The organism is Corynebacterium sp. 32222D000AT (genome assembly GCF_053546955.1).
Genome location: NZ_JBPPVW010000009.1, coordinates 1 through 16219 on the forward strand (window position 1 = coordinate 1; position 16219 = coordinate 16219).

At 67.7% G+C, this 16219-nt stretch carries 13 protein-coding genes; 4 read left to right on the forward strand and 9 right to left on the reverse strand.

Features of this window, described 5'->3' with window-relative positions; all coding sequences use genetic code 11:
• Positions 1-164 precede the first annotated feature (164 nt).
• Positions 165-2252, forward strand: coding sequence for an acyltransferase family protein (locus ACEE23_RS06880; RefSeq protein WP_448873553.1), 2088 nt, complete (start codon positions 165-167; stop codon positions 2250-2252).
• Here ACEE23_RS06880 and ACEE23_RS06885 read toward each other — a convergent pair.
• The 4 genes from ACEE23_RS06885 to ACEE23_RS06900 form a co-directional block, all read right to left on the reverse strand.
• The gene (locus ACEE23_RS06885; RefSeq protein WP_296204898.1) at positions 2249-2575 is read right to left on the reverse strand and encodes a putative quinol monooxygenase; all 327 of its coding nucleotides are present in this window, start codon (positions 2573-2575) and stop codon (positions 2249-2251) included. The two genes, ACEE23_RS06880 and ACEE23_RS06885, sit on opposite strands and share 4 nt — an antisense overlap.
• Positions 2576-2682: 107 nt before the next feature.
• Entirely contained in the window at positions 2683-3270 is a 588-nt protein-coding gene (locus ACEE23_RS06890) for a hypothetical protein (protein ID WP_448872926.1), read from the reverse strand.
• Positions 3271-3368: 98 nt separating this feature from the next.
• Positions 3369-5096 (reverse strand): alpha/beta-hydrolase family protein, encoded by a 1728-nt coding sequence (locus ACEE23_RS06895; RefSeq protein ID WP_448872928.1) that lies wholly within the window; start codon positions 5094-5096, stop codon positions 3369-3371.
• The gene (locus ACEE23_RS06900) at positions 5072-6871 is read right to left on the reverse strand and encodes an ABC-F family ATP-binding cassette domain-containing protein (protein WP_448872930.1); all 1800 of its coding nucleotides are present in this window, start codon (positions 6869-6871) and stop codon (positions 5072-5074) included. Before ACEE23_RS06900 ends, ACEE23_RS06895 begins: the two co-directional genes overlap by 25 nt.
• Positions 6872-6947: 76 nt before the next feature.
• On the opposite strand from ACEE23_RS06900, the gene ACEE23_RS06905 reads away from it, so the two are divergent.
• The gene (locus ACEE23_RS06905; RefSeq protein ID WP_448872932.1) at positions 6948-8252 is read left to right on the forward strand and encodes a hypothetical protein; all 1305 of its coding nucleotides are present in this window, start codon (positions 6948-6950) and stop codon (positions 8250-8252) included.
• Here ACEE23_RS06905 and ACEE23_RS06910 read toward each other — a convergent pair.
• The 4 genes from ACEE23_RS06910 to ACEE23_RS06925 form a co-directional block, all read right to left on the reverse strand.
• Positions 8249-9229 carry a 4-(cytidine 5'-diphospho)-2-C-methyl-D-erythritol kinase gene (locus tag ACEE23_RS06910; protein ID WP_448873555.1) on the reverse strand — a complete coding sequence of 327 codons (981 nt, stop codon included), beginning with the start codon at positions 9227-9229 and terminating at the stop codon, positions 8249-8251. The genes ACEE23_RS06905 and ACEE23_RS06910 overlap by 4 nt on opposite strands.
• The gene (gene rsmA, locus ACEE23_RS06915) at positions 9229-10107 is read right to left on the reverse strand and encodes a 16S rRNA (adenine(1518)-N(6)/adenine(1519)-N(6))-dimethyltransferase RsmA (RefSeq protein ID WP_448872892.1); all 879 of its coding nucleotides are present in this window, start codon (positions 10105-10107) and stop codon (positions 9229-9231) included. The genes ACEE23_RS06910 and rsmA overlap by 1 nt, the downstream gene beginning before the upstream one ends.
• Positions 10108-10141: 34 nt before the next feature.
• Positions 10142-11290: a transglycosylase family protein gene (locus tag ACEE23_RS06920; RefSeq protein WP_448872890.1), complete on the reverse strand. Its 1149-nt coding sequence runs from the start codon at positions 11288-11290 to the stop codon at positions 10142-10144.
• Between the two features lie 275 nt (positions 11291-11565).
• Positions 11566-12387, reverse strand: coding sequence for a TatD family hydrolase (locus ACEE23_RS06925; protein ID WP_448872888.1), 822 nt, complete (start codon positions 12385-12387; stop codon positions 11566-11568).
• A 69-nt stretch (positions 12388-12456) separates the two neighbouring features.
• On the opposite strand from ACEE23_RS06925, the gene ACEE23_RS06930 reads away from it, so the two are divergent.
• Positions 12457-12966 carry an N-acetyltransferase family protein gene (locus ACEE23_RS06930; RefSeq protein WP_448872886.1) on the forward strand — a complete coding sequence of 170 codons (510 nt, stop codon included), beginning with the start codon at positions 12457-12459 and terminating at the stop codon, positions 12964-12966.
• Between the two features lie 74 nt (positions 12967-13040).
• Here ACEE23_RS06930 and metG read toward each other — a convergent pair whose 3' ends face one another.
• Positions 13041-14873: a methionine--tRNA ligase gene (gene metG, locus ACEE23_RS06935; RefSeq protein ID WP_448872884.1), complete on the reverse strand. Its 1833-nt coding sequence runs from the start codon at positions 14871-14873 to the stop codon at positions 13041-13043.
• A gap of 230 nt (positions 14874-15103) precedes the next feature.
• On the opposite strand from metG, the gene ACEE23_RS06940 reads away from it, so the two are divergent.
• Positions 15104-16105, forward strand: a complete 1002-nt coding sequence (locus tag ACEE23_RS06940; RefSeq protein ID WP_448872882.1) for an HNH endonuclease signature motif containing protein — start codon at positions 15104-15106, stop codon at positions 16103-16105.
• The last annotated feature ends 114 nt before the right edge of the window (positions 16106-16219 follow it).

Consider the following 16219-nt stretch of genomic DNA (forward strand, 5'->3'; position numbering starts at 1 on the left):
TTTTTAAAAAACAGGGGCCCCCCCCCCCCCCCAACCCCGCCTCCGCGCCCCCGCCGGCCCAGCGGGAGCTCGGGCCCCACCCAGAGCGCAAGGCGCTGCCCGCCGGCCGTTCGGCGCAGCCGGCAAACCCCCGCCGCCCGGTGGTCAAGGCCGCTCCCCAGGTGGTGGGCTACGCACCTAAGGCTGCCGCTGCCCCTAAGTCCCGCGTGGCCAAGGCCGCGCCGGCGGCGCTGCCGGCGGGCGGCAAGGCGGGCTCCTCCCCTGCGTCGCCGCGCCCGCGGGAGATAGGCGGCGGCCGCGACGCCGCGTCGAAAAAGCCGGCCCGGAAGAACAACACGGCGCGCCTGCGCTACGTGCCCGCCCTCGACGGGCTGCGCGGCCTCGCGGTCGCCGCGGTCATCGTCTACCACTTCTTTGGTGATGTGCTGCCGGGCGGCTACCTGGGCGTGGATATGTTCTTCGTCCTGTCCGGGTTTTTGATTACCTCGCTGCTGGTGCGGGAATTCGACGTCACCGGCGGGATCAGCCTGCGCGATTTTTGGGTCCGCCGCTTTCGCCGCATCCTGCCGGCGGCCGTGGCCGTGCTGGCGATCTGCACCGCACTCGTCGGCGCGATCGGCGGCGATATCGCCGTCAACCTGCGCGAGCAGTTCTTCGGCACCCTGTTCTTCGCCAACAACTGGGTCCAGATAGCTACCTCCCAGTCCTACTTCGCCGACAACGAGGTCCAGGTCTTTGCACACTACTGGTCCCTGGCCGTGGAAGAGCAGTTCTACCTGCTCTGGCCGCTGATTATCCTGGGGCTGTTCTCCCTGGGCAGGCGCCAGCCGCGGCGCCTAGCGCTAGGGGTCAGCGTGGCGCTGGGGGTGGCCTCCGCGCTGGCGATGGCCTGGATCTTTACCCCCGGCGAGGATCCGACCCGCGTCTACTACGGCACCGACACCCACGCCTTCGGCCTGCTGGCCGGCGCGGGCTTGTCGCTCATCATCACCACCCGCAACCCCAACCCGGACGCGCCCGCGTGGCCGCACTACTCCGCGTCCGGGCGGCGCGTGGCCGAGGCCGTAGGCCTGGTGGCGTTGGTCGCCTACGCCGCGCAGCTTTTGTTCATGGCCGACGACCTGGCACTGACCTACCGCGGCGGGCTGCTGGCCTCCAGCGTGCTGGGGGTGGCGATCATCTGCGGCATCCTGGCCGAGCGCCCGCTACTCAACGCGCTGTTCGCCAACCGCGTCATGCGCTGGGCCGGCAAGCGCTCGTTCTCCCTGTACCTGTGGCACTGGCCCATCGTCATCATCCTGCGGGAGCTTGCCGGCAACGCCAATGCGTGGTCTGTGGGCGTCGTCGCCCTGCTGCTCTCCGCCGGGCTGGCGGAGCTGAGCTACCGGTGCATTGAGAACCCGCTGCGCCGCCGCGGCTACCGCACCACCGCCCGCGATTTCTGGTCCGCCCGCCCCGACTGGCCCACGCTGCGCTCGGCGTGGAAGGTGGCGGCGTGGCCGCTGGTCCCCGTGCTGGTCTTCAGCTCCCTCGGCGGCATCGCCTGGGGCCTTAGCCACTCCGGCGACAAGACCTCCTTCGAGCAGGAACTGGATGACCTGGCGGCCCAGAACCAGTCCAACAACGCCCAGGCACCCAGCGAGAAAAACGCGGGCCAGGGCGGCGGGGACGCCGCTGGTGCCCCGAATGACAAGACCTCGGCGGACAAGAAGAGCCCGGACATGGTGCACCCCATGCCCAGCGGCGACGAGATCACGGCCGTGGGTGATTCCGTGATGCTGGCCTCCAGCCAGTCGCTGCAGGACCGCTTCCCCGGCATCTATATCGACGCGGCGGTCTCCCGGCACTACGACCAAGGCCTGCCGGCCATCCAGCAGCTCGCGGACTCGGGCCAGCTGCGGGACACGGTCTTTTTGGGATTCGGCACCAACGGCCCGCAGCTAGATGATGAAATAGATCAGATGATGAAGATCATCGGGCCAGAGCGCACGGTGCTCATCGCCACCCCCTACGGCGACCGCGACTGGATGACCACGGCGCGGCAGGAGACCATCGCCGCGGTGAAAAAATACGACAACGTCTACCTGGCGGACTGGTGCTCACACGCCCAGCACGACCCGAACTACCTGCGCGAAGACGGGATCCATCCGGTGGCGGGCGTGGGCACCGACCAATATGCCCTGGCCTTCTACTACGGGCTGCTGCGCTATGCCCACGGGGAGAAGGCCACGACAACTAAGTGCGAGGTCTAGTCCTCGACCTTAAACTCTGCCATCTTGTCCCAGGACTCCTTACCCTCGATGTGGAAGTTGATGATGTCCGGGGTCTCGACCAGGTACTGCGGGAACTCGCGGCAGGAGCGCTCGAAGTGCTCGGACTGGACGTGGTCGACGTCCTTGCCGTCGGCGTAGGTCTCCAGCAGCAGGAACTTCTGACGGTCTTCCGGATCCCGGAACCACTTGAAGTCCAAGCAGCCCTCCTCGGCGTTGCAGGCCTGGGTGTACCAGTCGATCTCATCGAGGAAGGTCTCGGCGTACTCGGGCTTGACGTGGAATTGAACGTTGATGAAAATCATGGCCCCATCCTACCCGTCTGGGTGGATGGGGCCTTAGCTCGCCGAGGAGGCGCTGATCACACGGATCCCGGGGCTTCCCTGCGCCCTGTGGTGCGTTGTAGTTCCTGCTAGCGCAGGAAGAACTCGGCCACGTAGACGAACTTTCCGTCGGTGGCGGTGGCCACGCCGAAGCCGCGGCCGTCGTCGATCCGGGTGACCGGGACGTCGCGGTTGAGCCAGGCGGTGCGCTCGCGGGCTTCCTGCTCGGTCAGGCGGTGAACGGAGCCCTCGCCGGCATCGGCAGCCGCGGCACCGTGGCCGACCTTGCCGTCGAAGCTCACCTTGCCGGCCGCGGCCTCGTCGGCCCACTGCTGGGCGATGCCGGCGGCGTTCTGGTTCGGGTGGTGGCCCTGCTTGACCAGGTGGGCGTGGGTGGCGGCGCCGAGGTCGGAGCGGACCTGGGCAAAGGCGGCGCCCTTGGGCGGGGCGATGAAGGCCGGCAGCTGGATGCCAAAGCGGTCGGCGGCCTCGTAGGCCTGGGCGGGCAGCTCCACCTGCGGGATCTGCGAGGACAGCTGCTCGACCTGGGCGCCTGCCTGGGAGGACAGGTCGGCCGGCTGCGGCAGCACCTGGGCCTGGGCGGCCTGCGTCCCGCCGAAGGTCACGGCGACGGCGGCCAGGACGGTACAAAACTTACGGTTTCGCTGGTTGCGCATAACCCCGACCTTGCCAGCCCCGCCCGGCTTTCGCCAGGCGATCCGGCCCGTGGCGGCGGATCGATACCGCTTTGTAATCCTTTGCGCCTTAGTGGCCGCTAGTACTTGTCGACGTCCAGCTCAGCGAACTGCCGGTGCAGTTCGCCGAGATCGCGCTGGGCGGCGAGCTGCGGGCCGGCGATGGAAACGAAGCCGTCGATGACGGACTCGCCGTAGTTGTGGCCGGCGCCGTCCGGGACGTTCTTCGCCCCCGGCAGATCCGCGGCGACCTGCAGGGAGGTAATCACCGGGAACCAGGACATCGCGGAGTCGCGGCTGGCCTGCGTGTCCTCACTCATCCAGTCGGGCTCGCGCCAGGTCAGGCCCGGCGACCACCAGCTGACCGGGTCCGAAGTGTGCTGAATATACAGCATGCGGGTCGGCCCCCACTCCTGCTCCGGCAGGCTGGCCCACTCGCGGGCCTGGGCGCTGGTGGTGGCAAAACGCACCACCAGACCGCCGGCGTAGACCGGGTTGATCTCCGTGGTGCCGGGGTCGCGGCGCTCCACGAACTGGGTGCGCAGCCGGTTGAAGTGCGGCGGGCCGGTCAGCAGGATGCCGTCGACAGAGTTGGCAATGTCGCGGAGCCCGGAAAAGGCCGCCTCGATGCCGGTGGTGCCCAGCGACTCGCCGTAGAGGTAGAGCCGCGGGCGGTCCTGGCGTGGCAGGGTGTTCCACCAGTCGACAATCGGGGTGATGAATTCCTGCCCGGCGCGCTCGACCTGCTCGCCGCCGGCCAGGAAGTGGAAGGCCGAGGGCATAGCCGAGTACTGCGCGGCGACCACCGCGGTGTCCCCGCCGTAAAGCAGCTCGAAGCCCTGGGCGGAATAGGACGAAACCCAGCCCGTGCCCGTGGTCATCACCAGCAGGATGGCCTCCCGCTCGGTGGCGTTGGTCCGCTCCAGTTCTTCGATGAGCAGGCGGGCGCGTTCCGTATTCGTCGCGCCGTTGCCCAGGCCGGCATAAGCACGGATGGGTTCTTTCGCCGGGCGCCCGGTCACGCGTTCGAGTTCCGCGCGCGAGGCCCCGGCGTTCAAGAAGCGCGAGCCCTGCAGCCCCACCCCGTCGAAGTCGATGACGGAGTCAGGCGAGCCGGAGCGCTCCGGGTTGGCGGGCGCGCGCGTGGCCGGGTCTGGGTCGGCGTTCTGGGCGGTAAAGATCTTCTCCCCGGCGCGCACGATGACGCCCGGGACCACGCTGTCGAGCAGGTAGACGCCTAGGGCGGCGACCACCACGGCGGCGACGAGCTGGCGGCGGCGCCGCGGCCAGTTGCCCGGGATAGCCTTCCCCAGCGCGCGGACCAGGTTCCGCAGCCCGCGGGCCACGACGACCAGCGCGGTGAACACGGCCAGCGCCACCGGCAGGACCAGCAGGTATTTGGGCAGGCTAAGTGCCGGCACCGAGAAGTTATCGGCGACGTCGCGCTGCCACCGCACCGAGTAGAAGGTCACCGCCAGCACCCAGATGCCCAGCACGGCGTAGAAGGCGTAGGCGGTGAAGGTCCGTTGGCGCGGCGACCACGTCTCCGCGTCGAGCCAGCGGTAGCGCGGCGCGAGGTAGCGCCGCACGATCCGGGTCCACAGCCACTCGAGGCCGAGCCCCACCAGGTAGCCCAGGCCAGCCGCCAGGCCGCAGATAAGACCCTGGTAGTACCAGGTGCGCGGCAGGATGGACGGGGTCAGCCCGATAACGAAGAAGATCGCGGCGGCCAGCGCGCCCCAGGCGTTGAGCCGGGAGAAGACGTCGCGCGCGTGGTCCAACGCTACGCTTCCAGCTTTTCGCCCCATTCCAACCATTCCATTTCCAATTCCTCGCGCTGCTGCCGGTGCCCCTTCAGTGTCGTATCCAGCGCCGTCAGCCGCTCAGTATCGACCTGTTCGGCGGCCTCGGCCATCTCCTGGTTGACCTGGTCTATCTGCTGGTCCAGCTTGGTGATCTTGCGCTCGAGCGCGTTCATCTTCTTGGTGATGGTGCGCTCCTCGGCCTGCGACAGGCCCTTCTTCTCCGGCGCCGGGGACTCGCCGTCGCCCAGGTTGATGACCGCGCGCTCGGCGGCGGCTTCCTGCTCGGCGCGGCGACGCAGGTACTCGTCGATGCCACCGGGCAAGTGCGTGAGCTTCCCGTCCCCGAACAGCGCGTAGGCGTTGTCAGCGATGCGCTCGATGAGATAGCGGTCGTGGGAGATGACCACGAGGGTGCCCGGCCAGGAGTCCAGCAGGGACTCCAGCTCCTGGAGGGTGTCGATGTCTAAGTCGTTGGTCGGCTCGTCCAGCAGCAGGATGTTCGGCTCCGCCATGAGCACGCGGGTTAGCTGCAGGCGGCGGCGCTCGCCGCCGGAGAGATCCCCAACCGGGGTGCGCTGGCGCTTCGGGCTAAAGCCCAAGCGCTCGGCCAGCTGGGAGGCGGACAGTTCCTTCTTGCCCAGCTGGACGTAGGTGGCCACGTCCTCGACGGCGTCGATGAGCCGGCGCTGCGGGTCTAGGTCGTCGAGCTCCTGGCGCAGCCAGCCCAGCCGCACGGTCTGGCCTTCGATGCGCTTGCCGGCAGCCAGCTCGTAGTCGCCAGCCAACGCGCGCAGCAGGGTGGTCTTGCCGGAGCCGTTCACGCCCACCAGGCCGATGCGCTCACCCGGGGCCAGGCGCCACGTGAAGTGATCGAGCAGCACCCGCCCGTCCGGGGCGGCGATGGTCGCGTCCTCGAGCTCGATGACCACCCTGCCCTGGCGCTGCTTGGAAAAGCTCATCAGCTCGACCTTGTCGCGCGGGGCGGGCACGTCGGCGATCAGCGCCTCGGCCGCCTCGACGCGGTAGCGCGGCTTCGAGGTGCGCGCCGGCGCGCCGCGGCGCAGCCAGGCCAGCTCCTTGCGCGCCAGGTTGCGGCGGCGCTGCTCCATGGCGTCGGCCTGCCGGGCCCGCTCCGCCCGCGCGAAGGTCCAGTCGTTGTAGCCGCCCTCGTAGACATCGACGGTGGCGTCGTGGACCTCCCAGGTCAGCGTGGCCACCGTGTCCAGGAACCAGCGGTCGTGGGTGACCACGATGAGCGCCAGCTTGCGCGCCAGAAGGTGCTGGGCCAGCCACTGCACGCCCTCGACGTCGAGGTGGTTGGTCGGCTCGTCCAAAACCACCAGGTCCAGGTCCTTGACCAGGGCCGCGGCCAGGCTCACGCGGCGCTTCTCCCCGCCAGAGAGCTGCCCGACCGGGGTCTCCAGGCCCAGCTCCGCGATGCCCAGCCCCGACAGCACGTCGCGCACCTTCGCGTTCGAGGCCCACTCGTAGGTCTCCAGGCCGAGTGGCGCCACCACACAGTCGGCAATGGTCAGCTGCTCGTCCAGCTCGAAGCGCTGGGTCACCACCGTCATGCGCAGATCGTTGGCGTGGCTGACCCGCCCCGCGTCCGGCTCCGCGATGCCGCTCAAGACCTCCAGCAGGGTCGTCTTACCCCCGCCGTTGACCCCGACGATGCCGATGCGGTCGCCCGTCTGCACGCCCAACGACACCCCGTCGAGCAGGGTTTTCAGACCGTAGGACTTGCTGACTTGTTCCAAGTTTAAAAGGTTCGCCATAACAGCCCACCATCTTACTTCGCCGCCCACCACACCCCTTATTGCAGTTGAATACTATTTGCAATAGTCTTTCGGTATGCAGAAATCGACTATTCGCACCCTTGCCGCTTTAACCGCCGCCGGACTGTTGGTCACCGGCTGCTCCCGCCCCGACGACAGCGCCGAGTCGCAGCCCTCCGAGGCCGGACACTCTGCCGCCGGTCACTCCGAGCACGAGCACCACCACGACGGGGTCGAGGCCGCCGCCGGCCAGGAAGAGGTCGCCCAGCTGCCGGGCCGCATCCTGCTCAGCACCGACGACGAGCTCATCAGCCTGGACGCCAAGACCGGCGAGGAAATCGGCCGCGACGAGGCCTCCGGCTTCAAGCGCCTGAACCCGGCCGGCGACGGACGCCACGCCCTGGTCACCCGCGGCGACAAGTTCCAAGCCTTCGACATGGGGCTCATCCGCCAGGCCCACGGCGACCACTTCCACTACTTCGTCCAGGACCCCGCGCTTAGCGACGCCACCTTCGACGACCTCCCCCACGCCGGCCACGTGGTCAGCCACGACGGCTACACGGCGCTCTTCTCCGACGGCGACGGTACGGCCAAGATCTACAAGACCGACGACATGGTCGCCGACGGCACCGCCGCCGACCCCGTCAACACCGTCGATACCGGCGCCCCGCACCACGGAGTGGCCGTGCCGTTAAAGGACGGCTCCGTGGTGGTCACCAAGGGCACCGAGGACGAGCGCCACACCATCGTGCACCTAGACGCCGACGGCAAGAAGCTCGCCGAGACCGCCGAGTGCCCCGGCGTGCACGGCGAGGCCGCCGCCCAGAACGGCAATATTGTCTTCGGCTGCGAGGACGGCCCCGTCGTCTTCGACGGATCCGACTTCCACAAGGTCGACGTCTCCGCGTTCGCCGGCAAGGACGGCTACCAGCGCTCCGGCAACGCCGCCGGCTCGGAAGAATCCAACATCATCCTGGCCGACAACAAGACCGACGCTAACGCCGAGCACGAGCGCCCCACCTCCGTGGTCCTCATCAACGTCGAGGATCGCACCGCCCGCACCGTCGACTTGGATGGCAGCTACTGGTTCCGCTCCCTGGCCCGCGGCCCGCTCGGCGAGGGTCTGGTGCTGACCACCGACGGCAAACTCAACGTCATCGACCCGGATTCGGCCGCGGTCACCGACAGCATCGAGGCGATTTCTCCGTGGACAGAAAACGAGGAATGGCAGGCCCCCGGCCCCATCCTGAAGGCGGCGAACGGCTACGCGTATGTCACCGACGCCAACCAGAAGGAACTGGTCATCATCGACCTGTTCAAGAAGGAAGTCGTCAAGCGCGTCGAGCTGGAGACCCCGGTCACGGAGATGGAAGTCCTCTAATCCTCCGATCCTGCCGCCTCCACCAGGTGCGCCCCGCGGGCGGGCCCGTGCGCTACGAGTCCCCGCGTGCCGGGGATTTCCGTGGTGACTTCCCCCACCACGTCGGCCGCGGCCTCCGGGTCCGCGCACAAGAAGGCGCACGTGGGCCCCGAGCCCGAGACGATGCCCGCCAGCGCGCCCGCGGCCTCCCCCACCCGCAGCGTCTGGCGCAGGTCCGGGCGCAGGCTCAGCGCCGCCGGCTGCAGGTCATTCGCCAGCACCTCGGCGAGCGCCTCCGGCGTCCCGCGCAGCAGCGCCTGCGCGACCGGCTGCGCATCCAGGCGCGGGGTGCCGCCCTGCCCGGCCGCGCGGAGCCGGTCCAGCTCCCCGAAGACCGCCGGGGTCGACAAACCTTCCGCGGAGGTAATAAGCGCCCAGCAGTAAGAGCTGCGCGTGAGCATCTCCGCGAGCCTCTCTCCCCGGCCCGTACCCAACGCCGTGCCGCCCATCAGGGTAAACGGCACGTCCGACCCCAGCTCTTCGGCCGCCCGGTACAGCTCCGGCTCCCCCAGCCCGGCCCGCCCGCTGGCCCGGGCAAAGACCTCGTTGGCCGCCCGCAGCGCCGCCGCCGCGTCCGCCGAGCCGCCGGCCATCCCGCCGGCCGCCGGAATCCCCTTGCTCAGCCCGATATAAACGCCGGGCAGCTCGCCTACGCCGCGATCCCGAAAGCCACGCGCGACCAGCTCCACGGCCCGCCACGCCAGGTTCTGCTCGTTGGCCGGTACCCCGTGGGCGTAAGCGCCGGCAACGGCCATGCCCACCACGGTCGGCTCTCCCGCCCGCACGGTACCGCAGGTTTTCAGCTCCACGACGTCGTGGATATCCAGGGCCTGAAACACACTGACCAGCTCGTGGTAGCCATCCTCGCGCGCTTGACCGACGCCCAGGTGCAGGTTCACCTTGGCATGCGCGAGCGCCCGCACCGCATAGTCACCCATTAGTTCGCCTCCCCTGCCTGCCCGGCGATGCCCGCCAGCCGGGCGAAGTCTTCCACCGCGAGTTTCTCGCCGCGCTGGCGCGGATCGATGCCCGCCGCCCGCAGCGCCTCTTCCGCCGCGTTGGCGGAGCCGAAGTGCCCGGCCAGACTGGCGCGGAGGGTTTTGCGGCGCTGGGCGAAGGCGGCATCGACAACCGGCCAGAGCTTCGCGCGGGCCTCTTCCGTGACCGGCCAGGGCGCCTGGGCCGGGCGGTAGCAATCGATGCGCACCAGGCCGGACTCAATATTCGGCGCGGGCCAAAAGACATTGCGCCCGATGGTCCCGGCCTGTCGCACCTTGCCGTAAAAGGCGGCCTTCACGCTGGGCACGCCGTAGATCTTGCTGCCGGGCTGCGCCGCCAGCCGCTGGGCGACCTCCAGTTGGACCATGACCAGCACGCGCTCGATGGAGGGGTAGGCCGCGAGCAGGTGCAACAGCACCGGCACCGCGACGTTGTACGGCAGGTTGGCCACCAGCGCGGTCGGCTCCCCCAGCTCGCCCGCGGTGATTTTCAGCGCGTCTTTTTCCACCACGGCGAGCTTCGCCGCGTGGGCGGGATCGCGCTCGGCGACGGTCTTCGGCAGCTGCCCGGCCAGGCGCGGGTCAATCTCCACGGCGGTGACCTGGGCGGCCTGGCCCACCAGCCCGAGCGTCAGCGAGCCCAGCCCCGGGCCTACTTCGATGACCCGATCTTCTGGGCCGACCTCTGCGGCGGCGACGATCCGGCGGATGGTGTTCGGATCCAGCAGGAAATTCTGCCCCCACTTCTTGGTGGGGGTTACCTCCAGCTGCTGCGCCAGCTGGCGGATTTCTTGCGGGCCCAGGAGGGTGTCACTCATGGGCACCCATCTTAGTCCATGCCCGCTGCGGTTTTTAGCGCAGACCCATCTTGGCGGTGCAGGCCGGCCAGGCGCCCCAGCCCTGCGATGCCTGCACGCGCTCGGCGACCGCAATCTGCTGCTCGCGGGTGGCCTGCCAGGCCTCCGGGGCGTATTCGGTGCCGCCGTGGCCCGCCCAGGTGGACGGGGTGAACTGCAGGCCGCCGGAGAAGCCGTTGCCGGTGTTGATGTTCCAGTCGCCGCCGGCCTCGCACTGCACGAGGGAGTCCCAGACCGAGCCGCCGGCCACGGCCGGGGCGGAGGCGGCCTTCTTGGTGCCGCGGGCGACCACGGCGGCGGTCGGCTCCTTGTGGACCTCTTCCTTGATGACGTCCTTGGACTCTTCCTTGCCGTTCTTGGTCACCACGCGGAAGGTCTTGGTGCGCTCGCCCGGGGCGCCTTCCTCGCGGACCTCCTCGGTGCCCTCCTCGAGCTCCGGATCGTCGACGTAGTTCGGCTCGGCGTCGAATTCCTCGGTGACGTCGAATTCGTCCGTGGAGATCTTGTCGACGTTAATCTCCATTCCCTCGGTCAGCGCCTCGTCGACGCCCGGGGTGACCTGGTCGCCCTTGCCGACCTCGATGCCGCGGTCCTTCAGCACGTCGCCGACGGTCTTGGCCGCGATCTTGGTGTAGGTGATCTTGCCGCCGTCGTTGATGCGGACGATCTTCGGGCTGACGACCTCCAGCGACATGTTCTCGGTGACCTTGTCGGAGGCGTTCGCCTCGGAGCCGCCGGCCAGGATGGCCGCACCCGGGGCGATGTTTTCCAGCTGGCCGACCAGGTCCTCAACGGTCACGGCGGTCGAGGACAGCTTCTGCTGCGCACCATCGACGGTCACGGCGACCGGCTTCGCGGTGCGCACGGTGATGGTATCCCCGCCGCGCAGGCCCTCGGACGGCGCCGGGTAGACCACGTCCTCGTCGCCGACCTGGATGCCGGCGCTGTCCAGCGCGCCATCGACGTCCTTGGCGAAGGTAGTCAGCGCGACCTCTTCCCCGTTGACGTCGACGGTGACGTCCTTCTGGGCGCCGACGGCCACGACGCCGCCGACGGCCAGGGTGCCCAGCACGCCGCCGGTGGCGATGCGCAGGGGCAGGGAACGGGTGTTGTTGATGCGCTTAATCTGGTGGGAAGTAGTCATCGAACTCTAAACTCTCTGAGCTTTCTTCTGCTGGGGACACGGCTGGTTTTACCCATAGTGTTATCCACGTGGGTGCGCCCTAGCCGCACGCGGTTCACGCAATTCGCGTGCTGGCGGCCTCGGCGTCAACTTTTAATAACAGTACGATAACAGCCCAGCTCAGTCGAGAACTAAACGGACACAGCCTTCCCAGCGCCACCAACCACCACTGCATTCACAGCCACCACCGACTACCTGCGGAAACGTCCCGTGTGAAGATCGCCACACCTTAGGCTTTAGGCCAGCCCGTAGACCGCGTCGAAGGTCGCCGAGACCTCTTCTGCCAGCTCCTCGACGCGCATGCCGCGCGCTTGCGCCACGCACGCCGCGGTGTGGCCGATAAAAGCCGGCTCGTTGCGGGACCCGCGATAGGGCTCCGGCGTCATATACGGCGCGTCCGTCTCAATCAGCAGCTGGCCGGCCGGGGCGAGCGCGGCGGCCTGGCGCATCTCCTCGTTGCGCTTGAAGGTCACGTTGCCCGCGAACGAGAGGATATAGCCGCGCTCGATGGCCTCCTTGGCCACCTCCAGCGGCGAGGAAAAACAGTGCAGCATGGTGCGCGGCGGGGCGGGGGCATCGGCAAGCACGCGGAGCAAATCGGCGTCCGCCTCGCGGTTGTGGATCATCAGCGTCTTGCCAGTCTCCACCGCCAGGTCGATGTGCCAGCGCAGCGCCTCCTCCTGGACCTCCAGGGAGGCGGTGTCTTCCGGGCTGTGCTTAATCCAGTAGGTGTCCAGGCCGGTCTCCCCGATGGCCACGCAGCGCGGATCCGCAGCCATCTCGCGCAGCTTCTCGCGGGCGGGCGCGTCCAGCTCCTGGGCGCGGGTGGGGTGGATGGCGCAGGCGGCGTAGACGTCCGGGAACTCCTGCGCGGTGCGCAGCGCGGCGGCGGCCTCGTCCAGGCCATCGCCTACCGTGCACAGCTTCTCCACACCGGCGGCGCGGGCGCGCTCAACAAGCTCAGCGGCCTCGCCGGTCGACGCCAAGTGGGTGTGGGCATCCACCAGGTGCGGGATAAATTCAGCAGGTTGCGGGGTCGGGCGCTTCTTTTTCGACATGGCGCCATTATAGGCGGGGTACTGTCTCTTAACGGAACACCCGTAGTAGAGACTAAGGAGCCGAAAACCTTGGCAGATTTCCAGATTCGCCGCGCCACGGCCGACGATGCCGACGCCATCGCCGACATCTTCAACGCCGGCACCAACGCCACCCCGGCCAACAACCTCGTCACCTGGCAGGAATCCGGCGCCGACCGCGCCAAGTGGATAGCCGACTTGGACGCCGACGGCTACCCCGTCTTCGTCGCCACCGACGACAGCGGCGTTATCGGTTTCGCCGCCTACTTCCAGTTCGTCATCCCGGGCATCTACTACGGCACCGTCGAGGACACCATCTACCTCTCCCCCGCCGCCACCGGGCGCGGGGTCGGCACCGCGTTGCTCAGTGCCGTCGTCGAGCACGCCGGGGCCAACCCCTACGTGCACACGATGATCACCTACATCGTCGACACGAACGAGGCCTCCCTGGCGCTGCACCGCAAGCTCGGCTTCGAGGAGACCGGCCGCATGCCGAATATCCACACCAAGAACGACCAGCGCCTGGGCCTGGTGCACCTGCAGCGCCACTTCAAGCAGTAAAGACCCCCGCTGACATCTAGCGGGAGTCTTCGGGGTGCGCGCCTATTTTCTAGTCGCGCGATTTTCTAGCCCGGTTATTTCTGGACCGGCGCCCACTCCGGGCCGGTCTCGCCGAGCTCCGGATCCAGCTTGGCGATGAGCGGCTTCGGCTTAGCCAGCGCGGTGCCCGGTTCGACGTCCACGCGGGCCCAGGTGGCCTGCTGCTGGTCGTAATCTCCCGTGATGATGGGGTACGTGTGACCCTGCGGGGGCAGGCCCACGCCGACCAGCTCGACCGGCAGGTCGTCAGCAACTTCCTCGATGCGCGGTTCCGCCGCCCAGACGCCGCTGCGCCCCAGGGTCTCGTGGACCTGCTGGGCGATGTGCGGCAGGAACGGGGTGAGCATGACGTTGCAGTCGGAGACGACCTGCAGGGCCGTCCACAGGACCGTCGCCAGGCGCTCGCGCTGGCTGTCGTCCTTGGCCAGCTTCCACGGCTCCTGGTCGGCGATGTAGGCGTTGGCCTCGCCGACGACGTGCATAGCCGCCGTGATGGCCACCTTGAACTTGGAGTGCTCCAGGGCCTCCGCGACGGTGGCGAAAGACTCCTCCGCCAGCTCCAGAATCTTCTTGTCGGCCTCGGTGAGGCTAGCCGGGGCCGGCACCTCGCCGAAGTTCTTGTACGCCATCGAGACCGTCCGGTTGACCAGGTTGCCCCAGCCGTTGGCCAGCTCGTTGTTGATGCGGCGGACGAACTCGTCCCAGGTGAAGTCCGTGTCCGTGTTCTCCGGGCCGGCGACGGCGATGAAATAGCGCAGCGGATCCGGGCCGAATTCCTTCAAGAAGTCCTTGACGTAGATGACCACGCCCTTCGACGAGGAGAACTTCGAGCCGGACATCGTGAGGAACTCCGAGGAGACGATCTCCGTCGGCAGGTTCAGCTCGCCCAGCGCGTGCTGCTCGCCGCCCTTGGCCCCGCGGCCGGCGTAACCCAGCAGCTCGGCCGGCCAGATCTGGGAGTGGAAGGTGATGTTGTCCTTGCCCTGGAAGTAGTAGTGGCGCGCCTCCGGGTTCTGCCAGTAGTCCTTCCACGCGTCCGGGTTACCGGTGCGGTGGGCCCACTCGATGGAGGCAGACAGGTAGCCGATAACCGCGTCGAACCACACGTAGAGCTTCTTGGCGGAGTTTTCCTCCCAGCCCTCGACCGGGATCGGAATGCCCCAGTCGATGTCGCGGGTCATCGCGCGCGGGCGGATGTCTTTCAGCAGGTTTAGGGAGAACTTCAGCACGTTGGGGCGCCAGTCCTCGCGGGTGGACAGCCACTCGCGCAGCGCGTCGGCCAGCGACGGCAGGTCCAGCAGGAAATGCTCCGTACCGATGAATTCGGGGGTCTCGCCGTTAATCTTGGACACCGGGTTAATCAGGTCGGCCGGGTCCAGCTGGTTGCCGCAGTTGTCGCACTGGTCGCCGCGGGCATCGTCAGCACCGCAGATGGGGCAGGTGCCCTCGATGTAGCGGTCCGGCAGGGTGCGGCCCGTCGACGGGGAGATCGCACCCTTGGTGGTCTCCTTGATCATGTAGCCGTTGGCGTAGAGGCCCTTGAACAGCTCTTGGACCACCGCGTAGTGGTTGCGGGTGGTGGTGCGGGTGAACAGGTCGTAGGACAGGCCCAAGCCCGCCAAGTCTTCGGCGATCTGCCGGTTGTAGCGGTCGGCCAGCTCGCGGACCGAGATGCCCTCCTTGTCGGCCTGCACCAGCAGCGGCGTGCCGTGCTCGTCCGTGCCGGAGACCATTAACACGTTGCGGCCGCGCATTCGCTGGTAGCGCGCGAACACATCCGAGGGGACGCCGAACCCCGCCACGTGTCCGATATGGCGGGGGCCGTTGGCATACGGCCAGGCAACGTTTACAACTACCGACTCAGTCATGCCTACTAGCCTATCGAATTCCACCCGGGCCTCCTACTTCAGTCCCGCGCTTAACGATGCCCACTTGGGCACATTGCTCCATTTCTCTCCCTTTGGGCAGGTGGCGCCGCAAAAACGGCCGTTTTCAGCCTGTGGATGGTGTGCGCAGGATGGTTACTTTGCCCCGAGTTATCCACAGATCGGCATTCCGGCCCTTGTAGGGGTTGTCAGGGGATCCTAGCGTGTGAGTCATGACAACGACAGCCATGGACACACTCAAAGCAGCGCACGCCATCTTCGCGGACGGGATTTCCTACCTGGACCTGTGCCGCCAGCTCAGCCTGCCCGCTTTGAAGGCTGTCATGTCCGACGTGGCCGCCGCCGCGCACTTTCGTGCCTGCCAGACCTTCTTCGGGAAGACGTCCTTTACGCGCAAGCAGGCCGCCGCCCGCCGAGCCGCCGCCGAATCCGGCCACCACCTCGACACCCTGCTAGTCCTGGACAACGCCTTCCGCCGGGTACGCCACCAGGGCGACGCCTGGGCCATGCTCATCGAACTGTGCAACACCCCCGGCACCACCACACAACTCCGCAGGCTTGCCAACCAAAAAGTCCTGGAACTCAACCGCCCGGCCCCACCCGCCGAAGGCGTGCGCGTGACCCGCCGCAAAGACGGCCCCAGCACCTTCTCCATTACCGGGGACCCGCAGCTGGTGGAAAACCTTTGGGCGTCAATTAAGACCATCCCTGACGTGGAAGCCTTGTTCAGCGGAGGACTTGAAAAACAACCCAAGACCACCCACGTGGTCATCTCCCTTCCCGACTGGGTACGCATCCTTGCCGGCGACGGGGACGAGATCACCTTGCAGCTGAGCAACGGCACCACCATGACCGGTGCCGACTACGTCCGCCAATGCCTCCTGGACGCCGGTCTTGCCACCCTGGTGGATCCGAGGCGCGGGCCGGTCAACCAGTACCGCTACCAACGGCATGCCTCGCCGAAGCAGAAGGACATGGCCAAAGCCGAAACCACCACCTGCGCCTGGCCGAACTGTAGGAAGCCTGCGGATGAGTGCCAGGTCCACCACATCCGCCCCTGGGCCGGCGGCGGTGAAACCAACCAAGAAAACCTGACGCTGTTGTGCGAGTTCCACAATTCCTGGAACGACGACGACCCTGCCTACCCCAGACACGGAAGAGTCAACCGAAGACACGGCACAGTCACCTGGGACCCGCCCTGGAGCAGCGGCTGACGGCTGACGGCTGACACGGGGGCCAGCCGCGAGAGGCCGCCACAAGGAACAAGGCCAGCCAACCCCACGACTGCCGGGCAACAAGCAAAGGCACAAGAAAAGGCGCCACGGAAA

Coding starts and splice junctions, on each gene's coding strand:
- metG (WP_448872884.1), bottom strand. CDS start 14,873: ATGACTGAGTCGGTAGTTGTAAACGTTGCCTGGCCGTATGCCAACGGC.
- ACEE23_RS06940 (WP_448872882.1), top strand. CDS start 15,104: ATGACAACGACAGCCATGGACACACTCAAAGCAGCGCACGCCATCTTC.
- ACEE23_RS06925 (WP_448872888.1), bottom strand. CDS start 12,387: ATGTCGAAAAAGAAGCGCCCGACCCCGCAACCTGCTGAATTTATCCCG.
- ACEE23_RS06910 (WP_448873555.1), bottom strand. CDS start 9,229: ATGGGTGACTATGCGGTGCGGGCGCTCGCGCATGCCAAGGTGAACCTG.
- ACEE23_RS06895 (WP_448872928.1), bottom strand. CDS start 5,096: ATGGGGCGAAAAGCTGGAAGCGTAGCGTTGGACCACGCGCGCGACGTC.
- ACEE23_RS06890 (WP_448872926.1), bottom strand. CDS start 3,270: ATGCGCAACCAGCGAAACCGTAAGTTTTGTACCGTCCTGGCCGCCGTC.
- ACEE23_RS06900 (WP_448872930.1), bottom strand. CDS start 6,871: ATGGCGAACCTTTTAAACTTGGAACAAGTCAGCAAGTCCTACGGTCTG.
- rsmA (WP_448872892.1), bottom strand. CDS start 10,107: ATGAGTGACACCCTCCTGGGCCCGCAAGAAATCCGCCAGCTGGCGCAG.
- ACEE23_RS06905 (WP_448872932.1), top strand. CDS start 6,948: ATGCAGAAATCGACTATTCGCACCCTTGCCGCTTTAACCGCCGCCGGA.
- ACEE23_RS06885 (WP_296204898.1), bottom strand. CDS start 2,575: ATGATTTTCATCAACGTTCAATTCCACGTCAAGCCCGAGTACGCCGAG.
- ACEE23_RS06920 (WP_448872890.1), bottom strand. CDS start 11,290: ATGACTACTTCCCACCAGATTAAGCGCATCAACAACACCCGTTCCCTG.